17 protein-coding genes and 1 pseudogene are annotated in these 24,519 nt (G+C 26.9%); 13 read left to right on the forward strand and 5 right to left on the reverse strand.

The genetic code is table 11. The annotated features are described in order from the left end of the window. Nucleotides 1–83: 83 nt before the first annotated feature. Nucleotides 84–3,323 carry a DEAD/DEAH box helicase gene (locus tag TY07_RS00890; RefSeq protein ID WP_042393894.1) on the forward strand — a complete coding sequence of 1,080 codons (3,240 nt, stop codon included), beginning with the start codon at nt 84–86 and terminating at the stop codon, nt 3,321–3,323. Between the two features lie 35 nt (nt 3,324–3,358). On the opposite strand, the gene glmS is transcribed toward TY07_RS00890, so the two are convergent. Then, a complete protein-coding gene (glmS, locus tag TY07_RS00895) occupies nt 3,359–5,182 on the reverse strand; it encodes a glutamine--fructose-6-phosphate transaminase (isomerizing) (protein ID WP_042393898.1) in 1,824 nt (607 codons plus the stop codon). Between the two features lie 954 nt (nt 5,183–6,136). On the opposite strand from glmS, the gene TY07_RS00900 reads away from it, so the two are divergent. From TY07_RS00900 to TY07_RS00935, 8 genes and pseudogenes are all read left to right on the forward strand, one after another. Further along, a complete protein-coding gene (locus tag TY07_RS00900; protein ID WP_042393901.1) occupies nt 6,137–6,742 on the forward strand; it encodes a 50S ribosomal protein L25 in 606 nt (201 codons plus the stop codon). A gap of 151 nt (nt 6,743–6,893) precedes the next feature. After that, complete coding sequence (locus TY07_RS00905) at nt 6,894–8,621, forward strand: phospho-sugar mutase (protein ID WP_042393903.1); 1,728 nt, start codon at nt 6,894–6,896, stop codon at nt 8,619–8,621. Nucleotides 8,622–8,816: 195 nt separating this feature from the next. Further along, a complete protein-coding gene (locus TY07_RS00910) occupies nt 8,817–9,827 on the forward strand; it encodes a dipeptidase (RefSeq protein WP_042394156.1) in 1,011 nt (336 codons plus the stop codon). 43 nt (nt 9,828–9,870) lie between these two features. Beyond that, a pseudogene (locus tag TY07_RS18790) lies at nt 9,871–10,824 on the forward strand (patatin-like phospholipase family protein). Nucleotides 10,825–10,931: 107 nt separating this feature from the next. Further along, nucleotides 10,932–11,537: a hypothetical protein gene (locus TY07_RS00920; RefSeq protein WP_042393904.1), complete on the forward strand. Its 606-nt coding sequence runs from the start codon at nt 10,932–10,934 to the stop codon at nt 11,535–11,537. Nucleotides 11,538–11,613: 76 nt separating this feature from the next. Next, the gene (truA, locus tag TY07_RS00925) at nt 11,614–12,363 is read left to right on the forward strand and encodes a tRNA pseudouridine(38-40) synthase TruA (protein WP_042393905.1); all 750 of its coding nucleotides are present in this window, start codon (nt 11,614–11,616) and stop codon (nt 12,361–12,363) included. Nucleotides 12,364–12,540: 177 nt separating this feature from the next. Continuing rightward, nucleotides 12,541–13,254, forward strand: coding sequence for a PHP domain-containing protein (locus TY07_RS00930; RefSeq protein WP_242833215.1), 714 nt, complete (start codon nt 12,541–12,543; stop codon nt 13,252–13,254). 178 nt (nt 13,255–13,432) lie between these two features. Next, nucleotides 13,433–14,323, forward strand: coding sequence for a tetratricopeptide repeat protein (locus tag TY07_RS00935; RefSeq protein ID WP_042393907.1), 891 nt, complete (start codon nt 13,433–13,435; stop codon nt 14,321–14,323). A gap of 51 nt (nt 14,324–14,374) precedes the next feature. Here the strand turns inward: TY07_RS00935 and TY07_RS00940 are convergent, their stop codons facing one another. Both TY07_RS00940 and TY07_RS00945 read right to left on the reverse strand, forming a co-directional pair. Continuing rightward, a complete protein-coding gene (locus tag TY07_RS00940; protein ID WP_042393908.1) occupies nt 14,375–14,692 on the reverse strand; it encodes a DUF1540 domain-containing protein in 318 nt (105 codons plus the stop codon). Between the two features lie 26 nt (nt 14,693–14,718). Beyond that, nucleotides 14,719–15,261, reverse strand: a complete 543-nt coding sequence (locus tag TY07_RS00945; protein WP_042393911.1) for an NADH peroxidase — start codon at nt 15,259–15,261, stop codon at nt 14,719–14,721. Between the two features lie 161 nt (nt 15,262–15,422). On the opposite strand from TY07_RS00945, the gene TY07_RS00950 reads away from it, so the two are divergent. Next, entirely contained in the window at nt 15,423–16,067 is a 645-nt protein-coding gene (locus tag TY07_RS00950; RefSeq protein ID WP_042393914.1) for a pentapeptide repeat-containing protein, read from the forward strand. A 121-nt stretch (nt 16,068–16,188) separates the two neighbouring features. Here TY07_RS00950 and ytaF read toward each other — a convergent pair whose 3' ends face one another. Continuing rightward, nucleotides 16,189–16,827: a sporulation membrane protein YtaF gene (ytaF, locus tag TY07_RS00955; protein WP_042393919.1), complete on the reverse strand. Its 639-nt coding sequence runs from the start codon at nt 16,825–16,827 to the stop codon at nt 16,189–16,191. Nucleotides 16,828–17,074: 247 nt separating this feature from the next. Between ytaF and TY07_RS00960 the strand changes: the two genes are divergently transcribed. Then, nucleotides 17,075–17,779, forward strand: coding sequence for an ABC transporter ATP-binding protein (locus tag TY07_RS00960; protein ID WP_042393921.1), 705 nt, complete (start codon nt 17,075–17,077; stop codon nt 17,777–17,779). Beyond that, entirely contained in the window at nt 17,779–21,024 is a 3,246-nt protein-coding gene (locus TY07_RS00965; RefSeq protein WP_042393923.1) for an ABC transporter permease, read from the forward strand. The genes TY07_RS00960 and TY07_RS00965 overlap by 1 nt, the downstream gene beginning before the upstream one ends. Before the next feature lie 38 nt (nt 21,025–21,062). On the opposite strand, the gene TY07_RS00970 is transcribed toward TY07_RS00965, so the two are convergent. Next, nucleotides 21,063–21,965 carry an AraC family transcriptional regulator gene (locus TY07_RS00970; RefSeq protein WP_042393926.1) on the reverse strand — a complete coding sequence of 301 codons (903 nt, stop codon included), beginning with the start codon at nt 21,963–21,965 and terminating at the stop codon, nt 21,063–21,065. A 139-nt stretch (nt 21,966–22,104) separates the two neighbouring features. On the opposite strand from TY07_RS00970, the gene TY07_RS00975 reads away from it, so the two are divergent. Continuing rightward, entirely contained in the window at nt 22,105–24,441 is a 2,337-nt protein-coding gene (locus TY07_RS00975; RefSeq protein ID WP_042393929.1) for a glycoside hydrolase family 31 protein, read from the forward strand. Nucleotides 24,442–24,519 lie beyond the last annotated feature (78 nt).

Genomic DNA, 24,519 nt, shown 5'->3' on the forward strand with positions numbered 1-24,519 from the left:
AGTGCTTTTTTAGAATAATTGAAATGAATAAACTCTAAATAAAGTTAATATATAAAATAGTTCATTTAATGAGGTGACTTAGGATGAATGTGACGCAGCTAAACGCATTAATATTAAAAAAAGATAGTAATAATCGTCTTTATAGGGGAATGAAATGTTTTAAAGAAGGATTAGTACTGGATATAAAATCTATAGCAGATAAAGAATATGGATCCTTAGATATATATGGGAAAGTCATGTCTGAAAATGATTTAAATGTTTATAATACAAATTTATCATTTGACTTAAAAAAGAATGAGTTAATTTATACTGAATGTAATTGCGTAGATTTTGAAAATAATTGTGATTTTAATTCAACATATATTTGTAAGCATATAGGGGCTACGTTTTATAAATTTGAAGCAGCAGTTGAAGAAAAAAGTAATGCTAAAAAAGAGAAAATAAATAATTTGGATAGTGAAAATGAGGATTATTCAGATAAATTACTTAGCGTAATAAATAAAATAAACAACTGTAATAAAGAAAGGGCTAGCATACAAGTAAATTTAACTAAGAAGGATATAACAAAATATAAATATTTCTATGAGTTAGATTTGAAAATAGGGACTAAAAAATATTATGTTGTTAAGAATATAGCAGAATTAATTAATGCTAGAAGATATAATAAAACATTATCATATGGAAAAGAATTTAAATATGATCCATCAATACATTATTTTTCAGAAGAAGATGAAAATATTTTAAATTTTATTGAAGAATATGTATCTTTAAATGAACCTTTTGAAAAGGAGTATTCAATTAATAGAATTACTAACAGTATATTTGGGAATAATAAGTCTTTATTTATACCTCAAAGTGCTTTAAGAAGGTTATTAAGCAGCGTAGGGGATAAATTTATAACATTCACTGAAGCTGTTACTACACTTGAACTACAAGTACTTAAAGAAGAATTGCCGGTAAAGTTCAATATAAATGAAGAAAACGGAGAAATTAAAATTTCTTCTAATGAAGACGTACCAAAACCATTAAATTATAAAGGTGATGTATATCTTTATGAGAATAATATTTATTTACCTAGTGAAAATCAAATAAAATATTATAAAACTATAAATGATATATTTATAAAAGCTCCTGTGATTGTGTTTAAAGATAATAAAAAGAAAGAAGTGTTTAATAAAGTTTTACCTTTATTTGAAACTATAAGTGATGAAATAAATATAGATGATAGTCTTAAAAAAAGTATAGTTAAAGAAAAACCAAGGTTTGAAGTATATTTAGATAGAGATAGGAAGAAAACTTGGGCCTTAGTTAAGATTTATTATGGTGACGTAAATTTTAATATGATAAAAGGCGAAAAGGATAATGAGTATGTTATTAGAGACTTAAATGAAGAAGAAGAAATAGAAAAAATATTAAATAATTTTGCTTTTTATAGAAGTAAAGATGTATTTATGTTTAACGGCGATGATGAAAAATTATTTGAGCTACTTTCAGATGATTTATCAATATTAAAAGATAAAGCTACTGTATATTATTCTGATAGATTTAAAGAAAGAAGGATTTATGGAGCTTCATCGTTGAATGCTTCTATTACAGAAGGAAGAGGGAATTATTTAGAATTTTCTTTTAATATAGAAAATGTTAGTGAAGATGAATATAAGAAAATAATTGCTGCTTTTAAGGACAATAGAAGATTTTTTAAGTTAAAAGATGAAAGTTTTATTGATTTAAAAGATGAAGAAGTAAGTAAATTATTTAATTTAATTGATAGCTTAAATGAAGAATCCATTATTGAATCTAATGAAATTAAGGTACATAAAAGCAAAGCATTATTTATCAACAATAGCATAAAAGAAAATAATTTATCTTTTATACACGGTAAAGATATAGTAGAACATATTTCTTATAAAATAGAAAATTTAAATAGTGTTAATTATGAAGTGCCAAAAGAATTAAAAGCAACTTTGAGAGATTATCAATTAACAGGGTTTAAGTGGTTTAAAACTTTAAGTTATTATGAATTTGGTGGAATTTTAGCAGATGAAATGGGATTAGGAAAAACACTTCAGACTATTACATTTTTATTATCGGAACTTGGAAAGAAAAGTATCATAATAACACCAACATCATTAATTTATAATTGGAAAAGTGAATTTGAAAAGTTTGCCCCTTCTTTGAAGATTAAGATAATCCATGGAAACAAAGAAGAAAGAGCATTTACAAAAGAAGATGTTAATGAGTATGATGTGTTAATTACAACTTATGGAACATTAAGAAATGATTATAATTTATATGAAGGTATTAACTTTGATTATTGTATAATTGATGAGGCTCAAAATATTAAAAACCCTTTATCACAAAGTAGTGAAGTTGTTAAAGAATTAAACGCTAAGGTAAAATTTGCATTAACAGGAACTCCAATTGAAAATAATCTTTTAGAATTGTGGTCTTTATTTGATTATATTATGCCTGGATATTTATATTCCAAAAGAAAATTCCAAGATAAATTTATTAAAATGGGAAAAGGAACATCTGAATTAAAGAAGCTTATTAAACCATTTATACTTAGAAGATTAAAAAGTGATGTTATGAGTGAGTTGCCAGATAAAATTGAAAAAAGATATGTAATTGAAATGACTAAAGAGCAAAAGAAGGTCTATAAATCTTATGTAGATGATATTAAAATAAAAATGAGAGAAAAGGGTGTGACTAAAGATAAGATCACAATTTTCTCTTATTTAACTAAGCTTAGACAACTTGCATTAGATCCAAGTATACTTGTTGAAGGATACACTGGGGGAAGTGGTAAGATTGATATAACTGTAGAACTAATAAATGAATTTATAAATAATAATCATAAGATATTATTATTCTCTCAATTTACATCTGTACTTGATAGTATAAAAAATATTTTTGAAGCAGAAGGGATTGAGTATTTCTATTTAGATGGAGGTACGAAGGCTTCAGAAAGGGTTCAGCTTGTAAATGAATTTAATAATTCAAACAAAGTTAAAGTATTTTTAATATCATTGAAAGCAGGAGGAACAGGATTAAATCTAACATCAGCAGATGTTGTTATTCATTTTGATCCATGGTGGAATCCAGCTATTGAAGACCAAGCAACCGATAGAGCACATAGATTTGGACAAAAGAATGTTGTAGAAGTTATTAAGCTTATCGCAAAGGGAAGTATTGAAGAAAAGATAATTAAACTACAAGAAAGTAAGAAAGAAATTATTAATGATATAATGGATGGAAATTATACTAATGGAGGTTTCTTAAGTAGCTTAAGTTCTGAAGAAATAACTGAATTGTTTAACTAAAAAAAGGATACACATATTGTGTATCCTTTCTATTATTATTCAACTGTAACAGATTTTGCTAGGTTTCTTGGCTTATCAACGTCACAGCCTTTTTGTTTTGCAACGTAATAAGAAATTAATTGTAGTGGAACAACACTTACTAGTGGAGTTAACATATCAATAGTTTTTGGTATATAAACTAAGTCATCAACAACTTCCTTAGTAGTAGTATCGCCTTCATTTACAACTGCAAATATATTTCCACCTCTTGTAGAAACTTCTCTAACGTTACTAATCATTTTATCTTTTAGTCCTTCTTGAGTTAAAAGAGTAATAACTGCAGTATTTTTTTCTATTAAAGCTATAGGACCATGTTTTAATTCACCACCAGCATAAGCATCACAATGAATATAAGATATTTCTTTAAGTTTTAATGAGCCTTCCATTGCAACGGCATAGTCAAGCCCTCTACCTAAGAAATACATATCTTTATGATTATAGTGAGAAGAAGCAAATTTTTGAAGAGAATCTTTCATTCCTAATGCTTTTTCTATTTTATTTGGTATCTCTAATAAATGTGTCTTAATTTCTTCGATTTCTTCATCTGACATAGTGCCTTTTAATGAAGCAAAATATAATCCTAAGATATAAAATGCTGCTAATTGAGTAACATAAGCCTTTGTTGAAGCAACAGCTATTTCAGGCCCAGCTAATGTATAGAATACATCATCAGCTTCTCTTGATACAGATGAACCTACAACATTAGTTATAGCTAAAACTCTAGCACCTTGTTTCTTACCATCTCTTAAAACAGCTAAAGTGTCAGCAGTTTCACCAGATTGAGATACAACGATTATTAATGTTCTATCAGTTATCATTGGATCTCTATATCTAAACTCAGATGCTATATCAACTTCTACTGGTATTTTAGCAAATTTTTCGATTACTGTTTTACCAACTAAACCAGCATGGTATGCAGTTCCACAAGCCACTATATAAATTCTATCAAAGTTTTCTAACTCTTTCTTTGTAAATGCTATATTATCTATTGTTATTTCTTTTCCTAAGACAATTTTACCTGCTAAAGTATCTTTAACAGCTTTTGGTTGTTCATGAATTTCTTTTAACATGAAATCTTCAAATCCACCTTTTTCAGCTGCATCGATGTTCCAAGTAACATGGTAAATTTCCTTTTCAATTTTTTCTCCATCTTCATTTCTTAGTTCAACGCCATTTGATGTTAAAATAGCAAACTCTTTATCCTCTAATAAATAAACTTCTCTTGTATGGTTTAATACAGCAGGAATATCTGAAGCAATAAAGCTTTCATTCTTTCCTAAGCCAACTATAAGAGGACTATCTTTTCTAACTGCAACTATTTTATCAGGTTCATTTTTAGCTATTACTCCAATTGCAAAACTTCCTTCAAGTTTAGAAGTTGCTTTAACAACTGCTTCAAATAAATCACCTTCATAGTAGTAGTCAACTAAGTTTGGTATAACTTCTGTATCTGTTTCAGAGAAGAACTTATATCCTTTTGAAGTTAACCATTCTCTTAATTTCATATAGTTTTCTATAATACCATTGTGAACTACACTAATTGTAGCATTTTCTGTAGTATGAGGATGTGAATTAACATCTGATGGTTCACCATGAGTAGCCCATCTTGTATGACCAATTCCAATATGACCGTTTATAGGATTTTCCTTTAGGCTTGTTGCTAAATTATTTAAACGTCCTTTAAACTTTCTAACATTAATTCCATTATTTAAAATGGCAACTCCTGCAGAATCATATCCTCTATATTCTAATTTTGATAATCCTTCTACTAATAAATTAGACGCTTGTCTATTTCCTACATAACCAACTATTCCGCACATATAAATAAATCTTCCTTCCATTATTAAATTATTTTTATTTTACTTTGATTTATTATGATAATTAAAGGATAGTATTTAAAAAGGGTATACTAATACTAGGACCTCTAAAAACACAATGAAGGTTTTAACACCAAACTAGGATTGTGCTACAAATCACTTTGTAGTTTTACTAGTTGTTAACGGTAGTGCGATACCGTGGGGCACCCGCCGAAGAATTCGATACTCCCCATCCTCGTCAACTTAAGTGAGCCTCCAAATCTTCGATTTGGTTAGGCGAACTTACTCCTACGATAGTAGGAGTTTCCTTTTCCAAAACAATCTTCGATTTGGTTAGGCGAACTTACTCCTACGATAGTAGGAGTTTCCTTTTCCAAAACAATCTTCGATTTGGTTAGGCGAACTTACTCCTACGATAGTAGGAGTTTCCTTTTCCAAAGCAATCTTCGATTTGGTTAGGCGAACTTGCTCCTACGATAGTAGGAGTTTCCTTTTCATTAAGGAAACTCAGATTAAACTGAGTAAGTTCAGCGTGCCGAATTAAAATTCAGAGCTTCACTTAAGTTCTGGCGCTTTTATGAAATTTTTTTCTGCTGTATTACTATAATAATCACATCCTTTGCTAATTATTTAGTATACCACCCCATAATTTTATCATAAAATAAACATTTGTCTATAGCAGTTATATAAATACCTAATCCATATATCACTATAAACAGTAACTCAAATAATATTATTATATGCATAAAGATGAAAAAAATAGATAAAAATATATAAAAATAGGAAAAAGTAAATTATTATTAGTTGATAAATTTGTAGTTTATTTAAAGTTTTATAAATATTATTAAAAATGTATGTAAGGTAAAAAACACACATAATTTAGCAAGTTAGATGTATAAATTATTAAATTCTTGGCAAAAATACCTAAGAGAGTTTAAAAACAGGAGGTAATGTGAAATGTCAGATTTAGAAATTAATAGAAGATCTATAGATGTTCCAAATAGTGCAAAGAAAGCGAGAAAAAATGGAAAGGTTCCAGGAGTTTTATATGGTAAGGCAATAAAGAACTTATTATTTGAAGTTGGAGAACTTGAATTAGCTCATGAAGTAGCAAGAAATGGGCAACATGGAGTTCTTGATTTTTGTTTAGATGGAGAAAAACATAAAGGATTAATTAAAGAAGTTCAAAAAGATCCTGTAACTAACAAAATTATTCATTTAGATTTAGAAGAAGTAAACGGAGCAGAAAAAGTTGTTTCTTCAGTTCCAATTCATTATATAGGAGAAGAGTTCCTAAATAAGAAGGGAATTGTATTACAAAAAGAAAAGGATAGTGTAAAGGTTGAATGTACAGTTGATTCAATACCTAAATATATAGATTTTAATATAGGTACAGGAACTGTTGGATCTGTTTATAAATTTGGGGATTTAGAAGTGGCATCAGAAATATCAGTATTAGATGATTTAAATTCAGTAATTGCATCTATTAGCTATGAACGAAATACAGTTAGTAGAGATATGGAAGAAGCAGAAGATGCTGATGTAAAAGATGTTGCAGAATAAAAAAATATATTAAAAATAGAATAAAAAATATACTAAAAATAAGAGTTATAAATAATTTTAAAGATAACTCTTATTTTTTTATTTAAATTTATAAGATTTTGGTATATAATAACTAATGTATGGACTACTGAAAATGTTTAGGAGGGATAATATGGATTACAAAGAGAAGTATAATGAGTGGTTAAACTCAAAAGTAATATCAGAAACAATAAAAGAAGAATTAAGAAGCATTACAGATGAAAAGGAAATAGAAGATAGATTTTATAAGGAATTAGATTTTGGTACAGGTGGTCTAAGAGGGGTTATAGGTGCTGGAACTAACAGAATGAATGTCTATACAGTATCAAAGGCAACTCAAGGATTTGCTAACTATTTAAATAAAAATTTTGAAGCTCCAAAGGTTGCAATTGCATATGATTCAAGAAACATGTCAAAAGAGTTTGCTGAAGCTGCAGCATTAACACTTTGTGCAAATAATGTAAAGGTATTTTTATTTGAAAGCCTAAGACCAACGCCAATGCTTTCATTTACTGTAAGACATTTAAATTGTCAAGGTGGAATAGTAATTACTGCTTCACATAACCCTAAAATATATAATGGATATAAGGTTTATGACGAATTCGGTGGTCAAGTTACTGATGAAAAGGCGGGGTTAATAATAGGGGAAGTTAATAGTATAGTAAACTATGAAGATATAAAGACTATTGCTTTAGAAGAAGCATTAAAAGATAATCTTTTAGAATATATAGGTGAAGATGTAGACAAGGCTTATCTTGAAGAAGTAAAAGCTCTTACTATTAGAACAGAATTAGTAAAAGAAAAGGCTAAAGATTTAAAAGTTATTTACACTCCAATTCATGGAAGTGGTAATATGCCAGTAAGAAGAGTATTAAAAGAATTAGGATATGAGAATGTAGAAGTTGTTAAAGAACAAGAAATGCCAGATGGTAATTTCCCAACTGCTTCTTACCCAAATCCAGAAAATGCTCAAGTATTTGAATTAGCTTTAGAAATGGCTAAAACAAGCAACCCAGATATAATATTTGGTACTGACCCAGATTGTGATAGAATTGGTGTTGTTGTTAAGGAAAATAGTGGAGAATATAAAGTATTAACAGGTAATCAAACTGGTTTATTGTTAACAGATTATATATTATCATCTCTTAAGGAAGAAGGTAAATTACCTTCAAACGGTGTTGTTATTAAGACTATCGTAACTTCTGAAGGTGCAAGAGCTATAGCTAACTACTATGGCGTTGAAATAATGGACGTATTAACTGGATTCAAATATATTGGAGAAAAAATAAGACAATTCCAAGAAAATGGAGATAAAAAATATTTATTTGGATTTGAAGAAAGTTATGGATATTTAGCTGGAGAATTTGTTAGAGATAAAGATGCTGTTATAGCTTCAATGTTAATAGCAGAAATGACACTTTACTATAAAGAGCAAGGAAAATCTTTATATGAAGCATTAATTGAACTTTATAATAGAGTTGGATTCTTCAAAGAAGACTTAATTTCAATTGAGTTACAAGGAAAAGAAGGTCAAGAAAAAATAGGTAAGTGTTTAGATTTACTAAGAGAAACAGCTTTAACAGAAGTTGATGGTGTTAAAATTGCAAAAAGACTTGATTATAAATTAAGCAAAGAGGAAGATTTAGTAAATGCTTCTGAAGAAGTTATTAACTTACCAAAATCAAATGTATTAAAATATATTTTAGTTGATGGTTCATCATTTGTAGTTAGACCTTCAGGTACAGAACCAAAAATGAAAGTTTATTCAGCTGTTAAAGGTGAAAGCTTAACTAATGCTGAAGAAAAGTTAAAGAGATTTAACGAAAAAGTTATGGAAATAATAAATGAAAAATTAGCTTAATATAAAGGTAGAAGTTGTTGCATTCTTAAGAATGTAACAACTTTTTTTATAAAAATTAATTGAATTTAGGTTAATTATATTTTATAAATTATTCTGAGTATTAGATTTAGTTTACAGGTATAGATGTGGTACTTTTTTCATATGAAGTTATATATGGTATAATTAAGGTAGATATTTATCTGGAGGAAAATGGGAATGAGAGTTGTTGATATGCATTGTGATACTATAGGAGAAATCTATGAAAATAGACTTTTAGGAAATAAATATGAATTGAAAGAAAATAATTTACATGTAGATATAAATAAACTAATAAAGGGAGAGTATTTACTTCAAAATTTTGCAATGTTTATAGATATAAAAAAATATAAAAATCCCTATAAAACCTTGCAAGAAATGATACAAGTTTATTACGAAGAGTTAGAGGAAAACAGAGATATAATTAAGCCTGTTTATTCATATGAAGATATATCTATGTGTGCTAATGAGAATAAAATAGGTGCATTATTAACAATAGAAGATGCAGGAGCATTAGAAGGTTCTCTTATAAACTTAAAAACGGTTTATGAACAAGGGGTTAGACTTATAACATTAACATGGAATCACATAAATGGAGTAGGTTTTCCAAACTTTAAATTTAAGATTGATGCATGTGGAAATATAACTGAAAAAGTAGACCTTATAACTCCTAATACTGAATTTGGACTTACAGCATTTGGAGTTGAATTATTAAGAGAAATGGAACGATTAGGGATTATAGTAGATGTTTCTCATTTATCTGATGCTGGATTTTATGATGTTCTAAAATATAGCAAAAAACCATTTGTAGCAAGTCATAGTAATGCAAGAGCTGTTACAAATGTTGTTAGAAATTTAACTGATGATATGATAAGGAAGCTTGCTGATAAGGGTGGAGTTGTAGGTATTAATTTTTGTTCAAATTTTGTTATGCCAACGCCTCATACAGATCTAACTTTTACTTATATAGAAGATTTGGTAAAACACATTAAGCATATTAAAAATGTAGGTGGAATAGATGTAATTGCATTAGGCACAGATTTTGATGGAATACAAAGTACATTAGAAATTAAGGATGCATCACAAATTCAATTATTGGCAGAAGCGCTTTTGAATAATGATTTTACTTATGAAGAGGTAGAAAAAATATTTTATAAGAATACTATGAATTTATATAAGGAATTATTATAAAGTGTATAATAATTATTATTAGTATTAAGGATGATGATCTTAGTTGATAGATGTTGAAAAATTATTTGATTTAAATATAGGATTAGTTTTAGCTGGTGGTGGAGCTAAAGGTGCGTATGAAGCTGGAGTATTTAAAGCACTTTGGGAATTAGATATAATAAGAAGGGTTAGTGTAGTTTCAGGTACATCAATAGGTACAATTAATGGCCTTATGCTTTCTATGAATGATGGAAATGTTATGGATAAGAGTTAGTCTAATATTTCTTATTCGAGATTTATTAATAATGAAAATAAAATAAGGGATATTAATATAAAGAAATTAATTAAAAGAGAGGATACTGTAGATAAAGAAAAAAAGCTAGCTGACTTATTCAAAAAAAATGATATTGGTTTGTTATCACAAAGTGGTATAAGGAGTTTTATTGAAGATTATGTTGATTTTAATGTAATTAGACAAAGTAAAAAAATATTATATGCTTGTGCTTATAATATTGATTTAGAAAAACCTGAGTATTTTAAGCTTAATGATTACGATGACAAAAAGGCATTAGATATTTGCATAGCATCATGTGCAGTACCATTTTTATTTAAACCAATTGAAATTGATGAATATAGATATGCTGATGGGGGAGTAAATAACCCACAGTATAGGGAACCTAATGTAGATAATGTTCCAATTGCTCCACTAAAAGATCATAATTGTGATATTATTATAGTTGTTCATTTATCTTATAAGGAAGATTCGAATAGAGAAGGTTTTGAAAATACAAATATTATTGAAATATATCCTTCAACACAATTAGAGCTTATAGAAGGAATTGGTTCTTTAAATATTAGACCAAGTGCATTAAATCAACATATTGAACTAGGGTATAGAGATGCACTAACTATACTTGCACCAATGATAATTGATATGATAAAAGGAAAAGATATTAAAAAACTAATAAAAAAGCATGAAGAATATAATAAAGAACTAATAAATAGAAATAGACATTAGTTTATTGAAATATTAATATAATAGTGAATATTGATATGGTGCAATGTTTATAGTATCATATCAATATTTTATTAATAAAAGAAAATAATTAAGGTAGGAAACTAAGGATGGAAGAGAATAATTTAAAAGAATTGACAGGAAAAGAAATTTTAAACGAACTATGTGGAAAAGAATTAAATTCTAAAAAGAACATATTAGAAGCAATAGAAAAAATAAAACCTCTAGCAAAAGAGGGGTTAGAAAGTGATAAAATTCAAGAAATATATAATGTAATTTATAAGAGTATAGAGGAAATGAATACAATTGTAAAAGCAAATACTATCATGTATTTAAAAAATCAATTAAAATCAGCATTAGGGAAGTTTGTTGAAAATAAAGATCCTAAGGAAATGAACTATTTTTTAGAGTTCTTTAAAGAAGCATATCCTCCAAATAATAGACGAGTAGGATATACTAGAGTAATAAATGATTTTAGTAAAATAACAAATGAACAAATTTGGGAAACACTAACATTCATAAATAGAGCTGTAATTAAAACTAAGAGACGCTTAGGAGAAGATGAAAAACAAGATATTATAAATAATATTAATAATTTACTTGCTAGTGGAAAGATTGAATATATAAATCAAGTTAAAAGTTTAGAAAAGTTGTTAAATGTACTTAATGTTAAGGTTGTTAACTACAAAGAAGGTTTTAAACTTAAGAATAGATAGGAAATTAAAATCAATTTTCAAAATATAAGAAGTAAAATCTACTAATGTTTAAATTTAAAGAAAAGAGAGATAAAATATGAGAAATATAAGAATGACAATTCAATATGATGGATCAAGATATAAGGGGTGGCAAAAGCAAAATATAAAAGGGATGGATGTATCTACCATACAGGGAAAAATTGAGAATGTTTTATCTAAAATGACAGGAGAAGAAATTCAAGTAATTGGATGTGGAAGAACTGATACTGGAGTTCATGCAGATAAGTATACTGCAAATTTTAAAACTAATAGTAACAAAAATATTAAGGATATGTCGAAGTACTTACACGAGTTTTTACCAGAAGATATATCAGTAATTTCATTAAGAGATGTAAGTGATAGATTTAATTCAAGATTAAATGCTATTTCAAAGACTTATGTATATACTATTGATAATAATAGATTTGCAAATGTTTTTATTAAGAAATATGCTTATCATGTTGAGGGACAATTAAATATTGAAAAAATGAAAGAGGCAAGTAAATATTTTATTGGAACTCATGATTTTAAAGGGTTTAGTGGTGTAAAAGATAAATCAAAAAAATCTACTGTTAGGACTATTAATTATATAAATATTACAGAAAAAGATAATATTATTAAAATAGAATACAACGGGAATGGGTTTTTAATAAACATGGTTAGAATATTAAGTGGAACATTAATAAATGTTGGTAAGGGGCAAATAGAACCTGAGGATATTAAAAAAATGCTTCAATCTAAACAAAGAAGTGAACTTGCAGTAAAAGCACCAGCAAAAGGACTTTGTATGAAGGAAGTAAATTATTAAAAAATTTATCATAATAATTAACATAAAAGAAGGAAAATTAATATACTAATGAATATAGGTTGTTTTATTATACCTAGAAAAGTATAAATTAATTGAGGGTGTGAAAAATAAATGAATGTGGATTTTCATGTCCATGGTTTGTTAAGCAAGCGGAAAGATTTCAATAAAGATTTTTTTATGAATGAGATATACTTTTCAAAAGATAATGGATTAGATGCTATAGTTTTATGTGAGCATTTTAATGCTAAGGATTTTTTAGTAATTTATGATTTCTTAGAAAAAAACTATACTTATGATGGAGATAGATATATTATCGATGGTATTTCAGTATTCCCAGCTATGGAAGTAAGTGTGAAAAACAAAGGTCATGTGATACTTTGTGGGGATAGAGAAAGCATAGTAAATATATATAAGTCCCTTGAAACTTTTAGGGAAAAAGAGAACTTAATTGATTTAGAGGAATTATTGGATTTAGCAGAAGTATTTAATTTACTAAAAATAGGTGCACATCCATGTAGAAGAGGACATAAATTATGTAAGCATCCTCATGAATTATTAAAAAGACTTGATGCATTAGATTTAAATGGAAAAGATATATTTAAAAAAGGTGAAGGAATTGCCAGAGATGAAGTTATTAATTTATCTCAAGAGTTAGGCTTAAATATAATAACTGGCAGTGATAGTCATACTCCAGTCCAACTTGGAGGAATATATACTAGTTTAAATAAAGAATGTAAAACAATTAAAGAACTTAAAGAGTGTATCAAAAATAATGATTATACTATTGAAATAAACTCCGCACTTAATTTTAAAATATTTTCTTCAAAGATATTAAAGAGATATTTATTAAAAGCTGATACTTATGATAAAAATACTGAATTTAAAATTTAAATAAAATTAATTTATAAGCTATCTTTTGATATATAATAAAAGATAGCTTTTTGTTATATATTTGCTTTATAATTTTTAAAGAGAGAAAATTATAAGATTACATAATTATATAATTATAGACTATATAAAATATGGCAAAGATAATTAATATAAATAATTAGATAAGGAAGAAGAAATCATGGAAAATATTGAAGAAACATTTAATGAAATTTTAGCTTGTGATATTCAGGAAGCTATGAAATATGCAAGTGATGGATTTAAAAAGAATGGGAATCCAGAATATTTAATATATACTGGACATTGTTATTTAGTTCAGGGGTGTTTTGAAGAGGCAATTGCAGCTATAGATTTAGCCTTTGAATTAGGATGTGATTATATTGTTTATGGATATAATGTAAAAGGTGAAGCTTTATTAGAACTAGGACTTTATGCTGAAAGTAGAAGATGCTTTGAAAGAGTCTTAAAAGAAGAGGAAGAACAATATTTAGCTAATACATTTTTAATAGAATTAGATATTAGAGAAAAGCTTTATGTAGATGCAATAAATAGATGTATTGATTACATGGAAAAATATGAATGTGATAATATACAAATTTCAAATTTTAAGTGTATAATTGGATGGACATATTTAATTGATTTAAATAATAGTGAATTAGGAAAAGAAGCATTAGTAGAATCAATCCAAGCAAATGATAAATGTGGTAGATCTTATACAGGGCTTGGGATTTATGAAGCAAATAATAAAAATTTTGAAAAAGCAATTATGTATTTTAATAAAGCTATAGAAATAAATAAGGATGATGGTGAAAATTATTTTGCATTAGCTATATGTTATAAAGAGTTGAAAAAATATGATTGTATTGAGGAGTATTTAATAAAAGCAAATACTTTAGAACCTGAGGATAATAGAGTTATTGAAGAATATGCTTATGAATTGTTAAGACAGGGTAGAAATAGTGAAGCAATTGAATACTTTAAGGAAATAATTGATGATAGTTTAGATAGTGAAGAAATTAAAAATTTAATTATTGATTTAGAGAAAAATGAAGAAAATAGAGAAATAGAATAGAATACATAAAAGGCAAATGATAAAATTTATAGATATCATTTGCCTAAATTATTATTTTTTATCGAAACTTCCACAGTTAGTTTCAGTATAAAGATTTGCTTCAGATCCATTTACTTGAATACAAGAAAGGGTACAAAGACAATTTTCATTATGTTCACAACTACTTACTTTACAAACTAAACAATCGCAAGGACCTGAACTTTCTGAAGAGTTAGTAAGATCACTATAATGCTTTTTATCTAAAAAAGACCCACAACATGTATCGTTTTCAGTTGATGAAGCCATTCCGCCTATATCAACACGATTTGAAAAACAAACTCCTGAATTGTTATATGAACAATTACATACATCACAATTAATTTTTGCCATTTTTATATCTCCTTAAAAATAAATTATTAACTAAAATATCTGTCTAATAAGCCTTTAAATGCTCTTCCATGTCTTGCTTCATCCTTACACATTTCGTGGACTGAATCATGGATAGCATCTAAGTTATGTTGTTTTGCCAAAGTAGCAAGTTTCTTCTTTCCATCACATGCTCCAAATTCAGCTTCAACCCTTGCTTGTAAGTTAGCTTTACTGCTTGGAGAAACAACTTCACCTAACATTTCTGCAAATCTACTAGCATGATCAGCTTCTTCATAAGCAATTCTTTTGTATGCTTCTGCAACTTCTGGATAACCTTCACGATCTGCAGCACGTGACATTGATAAATACATACCAACTTCGGTACATTCGCCGGTAAAATTGGCTCTTAATCCTTCGATGATTTCTTCATCAACATCTTCAGCTAAGCCAATTCTATGTTCATCAGCCCAAGCCATATCACCTTTCATTTCTTCGAATTTACTGGCAGGTGCTTTACATACTGGACAGACTTCTGGTGGAGTATCGCCTTCATGAACGTACCCGCATATTGTACAAATAAATTTTTTCAATTAAAAATACCTCCTTAATATCATATAAACAATAAACATCTATATTATTATTTCACGCATGAAATTTAATATTCATTTGAAAAATTTAGAATATTTAATTGACTTTTGATCTAAAAATATATAATATTGTAGGATATACTATATAGTAAGAGGAGAAAAAGATGGCAAAAGATAATAGCGGAATCGAAAATTTTCATTATAATAATGTAGAAAAAAAAGATAAGAATTTTATGTATAAAAACTTTAAAAGAAGTAATTGCTATAATTGCAATTTTTCAAATTCTAATTTTAATTTTGCAACTTTTAGAGGTGCTCATTTTAAAACTTGTAGTTTTATTAAGGGAAGTTTTGAGGGAACGGAATTTATTGGAACTAATTTAAAAAATAGTAAATTTAAAAATTCAAAATTCAAAAATGCCATTTTTGAGGGTGCAAATTTAGATGGTGCAGATTTTAAAGAAGCTATATTTGAGAATACAATATTTTTAGGATGTAAATTAGAGAAGGCTAGAAATTTTAATAAAGAATTAGAAGGTGTAAGAATTTTTGATGAAATGCCAGTAATGGAGTTAAGTGTAGAATTAAAAGCAGCTTTAGAAGATTTCATGGAAAATATATTTGTTAAAAACTCAAGAATATTTGATACTAAAGATGGTGGAATTAATACATTAACATTAATGATTTTGTTAGAAAACTTTAGCGAAAGTGAATTGATTCAAGGATTTGATAAAATAAAATCCAAAATAGATAGAGACTTTTATACAATAAGTTATATTATAAGAATGATAAAAAAAGAATTAGTATAAATGTATAATTTAAGATAAAATTCAAAAAGAAATATTATATCGATGGGAAAATTTTAAAATTTTCGTAGATATAATATTTCTTTTTTTATAATTAAAATAATAATTTTAATTACTTTAAAAATCAAAAAAATAGTTGGAAAACACCCATTAAAATTATTATTAGTGCAGATAATAATCCAGAATATTTACCAAAAATCTTAGAAAGGAAGCTGTTACCTATTTTAAAACCAATGATTAAAATTAAAACACTAAATATAAAAGTAAAGGCAGTTGTAAGTGGTATACTAATTCCAGACATACTTGCACCAATACCTAATGCAAAGTTATTTATACTTAAAGCTAATGCTAGAGAAACAGCCTCTTTTAATTCAATATTACCAGAACCATCTATGTCTGCTGTTTTGTTTTTAGTTAATATTTCATCATAATTTAAAGAATCTATTAAATCATTATTTATATCATCACTATCTGTTGTATCACTACTAAGGCTTTTTTGATCTTTATAATAATCTATTGTCATCCAAATTCCAACTGCAATTAAAAGTATTGCACCTATATAATTGCAAATATATCCGGGAATAAAGTTGCCTAATATAGCACCAAGAAGCATAGATAAAAATGTACCTAAAGTAACTATTAAAGCTATGATTATATTTATACTAAATTTGATTCTAATTTTTTTTATTCCATAAGCAATTCCAATAATTAAGCTGTCCAAACTTGCTGAAAATGCTAATAAAATAGAAGAGAATATAAACATATGTTGCTCCTTATTTCATAATTATATTAATTAGTATATTCAAAGATAAAAAGTTAGTTACTTAGACAAAAAAACTTTTAAAATCCGATAAATAGCATAGTATGTTTATATAAAAATACAATTATTTCCAGATATAATAACAAAAAATTAATAAATAATTAAAGAAATTTATAATTATTGTTTAAGATAACCAAATAATATATACTAAGATATGACATAAATTATGAATTGAAAAGGGGTGGCAAAGATGTCGGGATATATTCAGTTTAAAAATGTAAAAAAGAAGTATAAAATGGGAGAAGTAGAAATTGAAGCATTAAGTGGTGTTGATTTTTCTGTTAATAAAGGTGAATTTGTAGTTGTTGCAGGAGCCAGTGGAGCAGGAAAATCTACAATACTAAATATTTTAGGTGGTATGGATACGGTATCATCAGGAGAAGTAATTGTTGATAATAATGAAATAAGTAAGTATTCGCAAAAGGAACTAATTACATATAGAAGATATGATATAGGATTTGTATTTCAATTTTATAATTTAGTTCAAAATTTAACAGCTCGTGAAAATGTAGAATTAGCAATCCAAATATCAAAAAATCCTTTAGATATTGATAAAGTATTAGATTCAGTAGGATTAGCTAATAGAAAAAATAATTTCCCATCTCAATTATCAGGTGGTGAGCAGCAAAGAGTTGCAATAGCAAGAGCTATAGCAAAAAATCCAAAACTTTTATTATGTGATGAGCCTACAGGAGCATTAGATTATAATACAGGTAAAGCTATTTTAAAATTGCTACAAGATACTTGTAGAAAAAAAGGGGTAACTGTTATTATAATTACACATAATTTAGCATTAACGCCTATGGGGGATAAGGTTATAGAAGTTAGGAATGGAAAAATACAAAAGGTAACCATAAATGAAAACCCAACTCCTGTTGAAAGGATTGAATGGTAATGATAAAAAATGCTTTATGGAAAGATATTTTTAGAGATATCAAAAAATCTAAAGGAAGATTTATTTCAATTGCATCTATAATTGTATTGGGAGTAATGCTATTTACTGGTGTTAAAATTGCACCAATTGATATGAAAAGTACAGCTGATAAATATTATGATGATTATAATTTAATGGATTTAAAAATAATATCGACATTAGGTTTAAGTGATAATGATGTTAATGATATTAAAAATATAGAAGGTGTCTTAGGAGTTTATCCAAGTAAGACTATAGATGTATTGTCAAAGCATGGTTCAGAAGAAGTTGTAATAAGAATTCATAGTTTGCCAAGTGATAATTTAAATGATAGTAATGAAAATTACATTAATAGGCTTAATGTAGTAGAAGGAAGACTTCCTACAAATGAAAATGAATGTGTAATTGCAAATGAAAAATTTAAAAGTTTAAATATGAAAATTGGTGACAAGATAACACTTTTTTCTGGGGATAATACTGATATTAATGAGTCATTAGAAAATGATGAATATGAAATAGTAGGAATAGTAGAAACACCATATTACTTAAGTAATCAAATTGGAAGCAGTACAATAGGTAACGGGAATGTTAAAACTTATATGTATATAAATGAAAATAATTTTAAAAGTGATATTTATACAGAAGTTTATGCAACGGTTGATGGCGCAAGGAATATTAATTCTTATGAAAGTAAATATTTTGATATAATAGATAAAACAACTGCTTCAATAGAAAATATTTCATCTAAAATAAATAATAGAAGATATGCTGAAGTAATAGATTCTGCTAATGTAGAGCTAGATAATGGTAAAAAGGAATATGAAGATAAAAAATCAGAAGCATTACAACAAATTGATGATGCAAAGAAAGAAATAGAAAATTCTAAAAATACATTAGTTCAAGCTGAAAGTGAAATAAGTACTAAAGAACAACAATTAAAAGATTCTATAAAATTAGGAAAAGAAAAAATTAATGTTGCAGAAGAAGAGTTGAATCAAAAAGAAGAAGAGTATAATATTGGGTTAAGTACATTTAATGATGCAAAAAAAGTAGCTGAAGAAGGTTTTGTAAAAGCAGAGGAAAATATAAAAGAATCTGAAGAAAAATTAAATGAGTTAAAAAAACAAAAAGATAGTTTAGAACAAGCTTTAAGTAATGAAGAATTATCACAAGAAGAAAAAGAAAGAATTACTCAAGAAATAAATAGTATTAATTTTTTAGTACAACAAGGGATAGATAAATTAAGTGAAGGAAAAGCACAACTTGAAGAAAAAAAAGAGGAATTGGTAAAACAGGAAGAGAGCCTTAAATCTGTACAGATTCAGCTTGCAACAGGAAGAGAAGCAATAAATTCCTCTAAGAATTCTTTAATTGAAGCTCAAAATAGTGGAATAGCTCAATTAGAAGAAGCAAAAGCACAATTAATTGAAGGTAAAACAAAGATTCAAGAAGGTGAAAAGGAGCTTTTAGAAAAAGAAAAGTTGGCAAATGAAGAGCTAGCTAAAGCAGAAGAAGAGATTAAGAAAGCTGAAGAGGAAATTGCAAAAATTAAAAAGCCAGAATTATATGTATTAGATAGAAAATCTCATTATTCTTATGTGGATTTTGAAAATAATGCAAAGAGTATTGATAAATTATCCAATGTATTCCCAGTATTTTTCTTTATTGTTGCAGCCTTAGTTTGTTTAACAACAATGACTAGAATGGTTGATGAGCAACGAGTAAATATAGGTACTTTAAAGGCATTAGGATATAGCAAAGGTAGCATAGCTAAAAAATTTATAGTATATGCATTGTTAGCTAGTACAATTGGATGTATTATAGGTGTTGTATTAGGGTTTACAGTACTTCCACTTATAATAATAGATGCCTATAAAATATTATATATTTTACCTAATGTTAACTATGTTATTAATATTCCACTTGCAATTCTTGTTTTTGTAGCGGCTATAGGTCTTACTACATTTGCGACATATGCAGCTTGTAGAATTGAATTGATGGAAACACCTTCAGTACTTATGAGGCCAAAGGCACCTAAAGAAGGTAAAAGAATTTTATTAGAAAGAATACCGTTTATATGGAATAAACTTAATTTTATTGGAAAAGTTACTGTAAGAAATATTTTTAGGTATAAAAAGAGATTTTTAATGACTGTAATAGGAATAGCAGGAAGTACGGCATTGTTACTTACTGGTTTTGGTATTAAAGATTCTATTAAGGCTGTCGTTTCTAAACAATATGGGGAATTAACAAAATATGAAATGGCTTTGAATCTTGATAATAATATTAGTGATGAAGAGTTTAGTAGTACAAAAAATGAAATAAGTGAAGATGAAAATATAGAAGATTATTTATTTGTAACAAGTGAAAATAGTAAAGTTATAGCTAAGGATATGAGTAAAGATGTTTCACTTATTGTTTCAAATGATAATGATAAGTTTAATAATTTTGAATTATTGAGAAATAGAATAAGTGGGGATATTATTGAACTTACAGAAGAGAATGTTGTAATATCTGAAAAGCTTGCAAAGCTATTGAATGTTAAAGTTGGTGATGAAGTAGAAATTACTAATAATAATGATAAAAAAGGAAAAGTAAAAATTGGATCAATAGCTGAAAGATATGTAAATAATTATATTTATATAAGTGAAAAATATTATGAAGAAGTATTTAATGAAAATGCTAAAATTAATAGTATTCTATTAAAGTTAAATAAGGAAAGTTTAGTAAATGAAGTTTCAAATAAATTTATTACTATGGATGGAATATCTGGAACTGTAAATAATACAAGCGCTAAGCAAAATTTTGATGATACAATTAAATCACTAGATTTAGTAGTTATTGTAATGATCTTATGTGCAGGTTCATTATCCTTTATAGTGCTTTTCAATTTAACAAATGTTAATATTTCTGAACGTATAAGAGAAATAGCCACAATAAAAGTATTAGGATTTTATGATAAGGAAGTTTCGGCTTATATATATAGGGAAAATATATTGTTAACTATAATTGGTTTAATTGTTGGACTGGGATTAGGTGTTGTATTTCATAAATTTATTATAGTAACTGTAGAAATGGATTACGTTATGTTTGGAAGAAATATATCATTATTTAGTTTTATAATAGCATCAATATTAACTATGATATTTGCATTACTTGTAAATTTTGCAATGTATTATAAATTAAAAAATGTCCAAATGGTTGAATCATTAAAATCTGTAGATTAAAGCAAATTAGATGTGTAATTAGATTTTACACATCTAATTTAATTTTTTAGATAAATACCGTTTAATAGTCTAAATTCCTTTGGTGTTAAATTATATTTTCTCTTAAATAGTTTATTAAAATATGATAAGTTATCAAATCCTACTTCTAAAGATATATCCATAATTGCATTATTGGATGTAGTAAGTAAAATAGAAGCTTTTTCTAAGCGATAATTATTTATATATTGAATACAAGTTAAGCCTATATGTTTTTTAAAAAATCTCATAAAGTGATATTCACTATAATCACAAATATTTGCTAATGTGTTAATAGAAATATCTTCAGTATAATGTTCATTAATATAATTTAATACTGACTTAATTTTATCCATAGTATTAACAGTTAATAAGCTTTTATTGATTTGCTGTTCAATTAGATTATTTTTATAAAGAAGTGCAAAGAAATGAAATAAAAATGATTTTAATTCCAATTCATATGCAATATCCTTTTCGTAGTAGCAGTAAAGTATATTTTCTATTAAGTTAAATATAGTATTATAGCAAGGACTAGTTCCTTTTATAAAAGTAGGAAGTTCATGCTCATGATTTAAAATTGGTGATATATATTTAAGTAATGCACCGTCAGTAGTTGAACTTTTAAGCATGTCCATATTAAATACAAATGATATCCAAGTCATTGTATTATCTTTAATTAATGAAAAAGAGTGAAGTTTTTGAGGTCCCACAATTAAAATATCACCTTTATTAATTATAAATGAATCTAAATCAATTCTATAATTACAACTTCCATCTATAACTATAATAACTTCTATTTCTTCATGCCAATGAACAGCAATTGAAGGAAAAGTTGGACTTATAGTACCCTTATATATAGAAAATGGTAAAATAAAATTCCCATGAGTAGTATTTTCTTTTAATCTTGTAAAATCTAATTTATCCATATAATCTCCAGTATAGCAGTATTGTTTTATTTAGTGATAGTATACTGCAAGTATTTTATATTTCTAATTATTATAATAACATTATAATAGTAGTATTTAAATAGAATAATTCAATTGGTATAAAGGGGATAGAAGTACTATGTTAGGAAAAATATTAGGTTATGAAGTAAATGGAAATTTAATATTAGTAAATTATAAAGATATTCAATGTACTGTTACTATGGTTAATGAAAGAGTAGTAAACTTTTTTGCACCATTTTTTAGAAAAGAAAGAAATTCGAAAGCGGTAGAAAATTTAAAGTGTGAAAATATTGAGTTTAGTGTAGAAAAAAATGAAGGATGTTTAAATGTAAAAACTAAATTATTAGATATTAGAATTTACGATGATTTTAAAGTTGATATATTTAAATCAAATGGAGAAGCATTATGTAGAGACTTTAGGGGAGAAAGAAAACCTTTTAGAAGATTAGGAGCAAATTTTTCGTTAGCTGCTGAAGAAGGACATAAATTGGAAGGGCACGAAGAGTATAAAATATATGTATCAAAAGTAATGGAAAATGATATGTATTTTTATGGTTTAGGGGAAAGAACAGGATCATTAAATAAAAAAGGATATCATTATAGAAATTGGAATACGGATGATCCAACACCACATGGAGAAACATATGCCCAGTTATACAAATCTATACCATTTTTAATTACAATGAAGGATAAAGAAGCATGTGGTATTTTCTTTGATAATCATTTTGAAAGCCACTTTGATATGGGAAAGGAAAACTCAAATTATTACTATTTTGGAGCGAAGGATGGAAATTTAGATTATTACTTTATTTATGGACCAGAAGTTAGTAAGGTTGTAAACGAATATACTAATTTAACTGGCAAAACACCATTACCACAAGTTTGGACATTAGGGTATCAGCAATGCAGATGGTCTTACGCACCGGCAGAACGAGCTTTAGAAATTGCGAAAACTTTTAGGAAAAAGAATATACCATGTGACACAATTTATTTAGATATTGATTATATGGATGGTTTTAGAGTGTTTACATGGGATAATAAAAAGTTTGAAAATCCTAAAGATTTTACAAATCAATTAAAGGAAATGGGATTTAAAGTTGTAACAATAATTGATCCAGGGGTAAAAGTAGATAAAGGATATAAGGTTTATGATGAAGGTATAAAAAATGGATATTTTGCAACAGATAAAGATGGAATAGTATATAAAAATGTTGTGTGGCCAGGAGATTCTGTTTTTCCAGATTTTATGAATTCAAATGTTAGAAAGTGGTGGGCAAATAATCAAAAAATAATGATTGATGCAGGGGTTGCAGGAATTTGGAATGATATGAATGAACCAGCTAGTTTTAATGGACCATTACCTGATGATATAATTTTTGATAATGATGGTACAATAGTTACTCATAAGGAAATTCATAATGTTTATGGACATATGATGGATAAGGCAACATATGATGGAATTAAAGAATTTACAGGTAAAAGACCTTTTGTAGTAACTAGGGCATGCTATGCTGGTACACAGAAATATGCTACAGTTTGGACTGGTGATAATCAAAGTACATGGGAACATTTAAGAATGTCTTTACCAATGCTAATGAATCTTGGGCTTAGTGGTATGGCTTTTTGTGGTACTGATGTTGGTGGATTTGGACATGATTGTACAGCTGAGCTTTTAAGTAGATGGGTTCAAGTTGGTGCATTTACACCATTGTTCAGGAATCATTCTACTATTGGTAGTAGAGAGCAGGAACCATGGGCATTTGGTAATGAGACAGAAGAAATTAATAGAAAATATATTAAATTAAGATATAAGTTTATTCCTTATTTATATGATATGATGCACAAATGTGAAGAAAATGGAGCTCCAATTATAAGACCGTTATTATATGATTATCAAAATGATAAAAAGACATATGAAATTAATGATGAATTCTTATTTGGTGATAATATATTAGTTTCGCCAGTGGTTGAACAAGGATCAAGGCAAAAATTAGTTTATCTTCCAGAGGGAAATAATTGGATTGATTATTGGACAGGAACAGAATTTGAGGGTGGGCAATATATTATTAAAGAAGCACCTTTAGATATTTGTCCTATTTATATTAAAGCAATGTCAATTATACCAACTAGCAAAGATGTAAATTATATAGGTGAAAAAGATAATGAGTGTTTAAATTTAAATATTTATTTATCTAATAAAAAGGGTATTGGAAATTATAATAATTTCCTTGATGATGGGGAAAGCTTTGATTATAAAGAAGGAAAATTTAATAAATATGAATTTAACTTTGAGTTAGGAGAAGCATTAAATATAGAAATGAAAGAAAAAATAGGATATGAAAAAGTCTATAAGGAAATTGAAATTATAGTTCATAATTTTGATTGTAGTAAAAAAGTATTCTTTAATGGAAATGAAGTTGAATTAATAGATAATAAATTAAAAATTAAATTATAAATTAGTTAATCTTACAATGCTTTATAGCATTTTGTAATTTTATAAATTTCCATCTTAAATTTATGAAGCACTAGGTTT

The sequence above is a fragment of the Clostridium saudiense genome (genome assembly GCF_000577815.1).
GTDB classification, from domain to species: Bacteria; Bacillota; Clostridia; order Clostridiales; family Clostridiaceae; genus Clostridium; species Clostridium saudiense.

What these genes read in the sequence shown, in the direction of transcription:
- TY07_RS00940 (WP_042393908.1), bottom strand. Translation starts at nt 14,692, where the DNA reads ATGGCAAAAATTAATTGTGATGTATGTAATTGTTCATATAACAATTCA.
- TY07_RS00950 (WP_042393914.1), top strand. Translation starts at nt 15,423, where the DNA reads ATGGCAAAAGATAATAGCGGAATCGAAAATTTTCATTATAATAATGTA.
- TY07_RS00910 (WP_042394156.1), top strand. Translation starts at nt 8,817, where the DNA reads ATGAGAGTTGTTGATATGCATTGTGATACTATAGGAGAAATCTATGAA.
- glmS (WP_042393898.1), bottom strand. Translation starts at nt 5,182, where the DNA reads ATGTGCGGAATAGTTGGTTATGTAGGAAATAGACAAGCGTCTAATTTA.
- TY07_RS00900 (WP_042393901.1), top strand. Translation starts at nt 6,137, where the DNA reads ATGTCAGATTTAGAAATTAATAGAAGATCTATAGATGTTCCAAATAGT.
- TY07_RS00960 (WP_042393921.1), top strand. Translation starts at nt 17,075, where the DNA reads ATGTCGGGATATATTCAGTTTAAAAATGTAAAAAAGAAGTATAAAATG.
- TY07_RS00965 (WP_042393923.1), top strand. Translation starts at nt 17,779, where the DNA reads ATGATAAAAAATGCTTTATGGAAAGATATTTTTAGAGATATCAAAAAA.
- TY07_RS00930 (WP_242833215.1), top strand. Translation starts at nt 12,541, where the DNA reads ATGAATGAGATATACTTTTCAAAAGATAATGGATTAGATGCTATAGTT.
- truA (WP_042393905.1), top strand. Translation starts at nt 11,614, where the DNA reads ATGAGAAATATAAGAATGACAATTCAATATGATGGATCAAGATATAAG.
- TY07_RS00905 (WP_042393903.1), top strand. Translation starts at nt 6,894, where the DNA reads ATGGATTACAAAGAGAAGTATAATGAGTGGTTAAACTCAAAAGTAATA.
- ytaF (WP_042393919.1), bottom strand. Translation starts at nt 16,827, where the DNA reads ATGTTTATATTCTCTTCTATTTTATTAGCATTTTCAGCAAGTTTGGAC.
- TY07_RS00970 (WP_042393926.1), bottom strand. Translation starts at nt 21,965, where the DNA reads ATGGATAAATTAGATTTTACAAGATTAAAAGAAAATACTACTCATGGG.
- TY07_RS00935 (WP_042393907.1), top strand. Translation starts at nt 13,433, where the DNA reads ATGGAAAATATTGAAGAAACATTTAATGAAATTTTAGCTTGTGATATT.
- TY07_RS00920 (WP_042393904.1), top strand. Translation starts at nt 10,932, where the DNA reads ATGGAAGAGAATAATTTAAAAGAATTGACAGGAAAAGAAATTTTAAAC.
- TY07_RS00890 (WP_042393894.1), top strand. Translation starts at nt 84, where the DNA reads ATGAATGTGACGCAGCTAAACGCATTAATATTAAAAAAAGATAGTAAT.
- TY07_RS00975 (WP_042393929.1), top strand. Translation starts at nt 22,105, where the DNA reads ATGTTAGGAAAAATATTAGGTTATGAAGTAAATGGAAATTTAATATTA.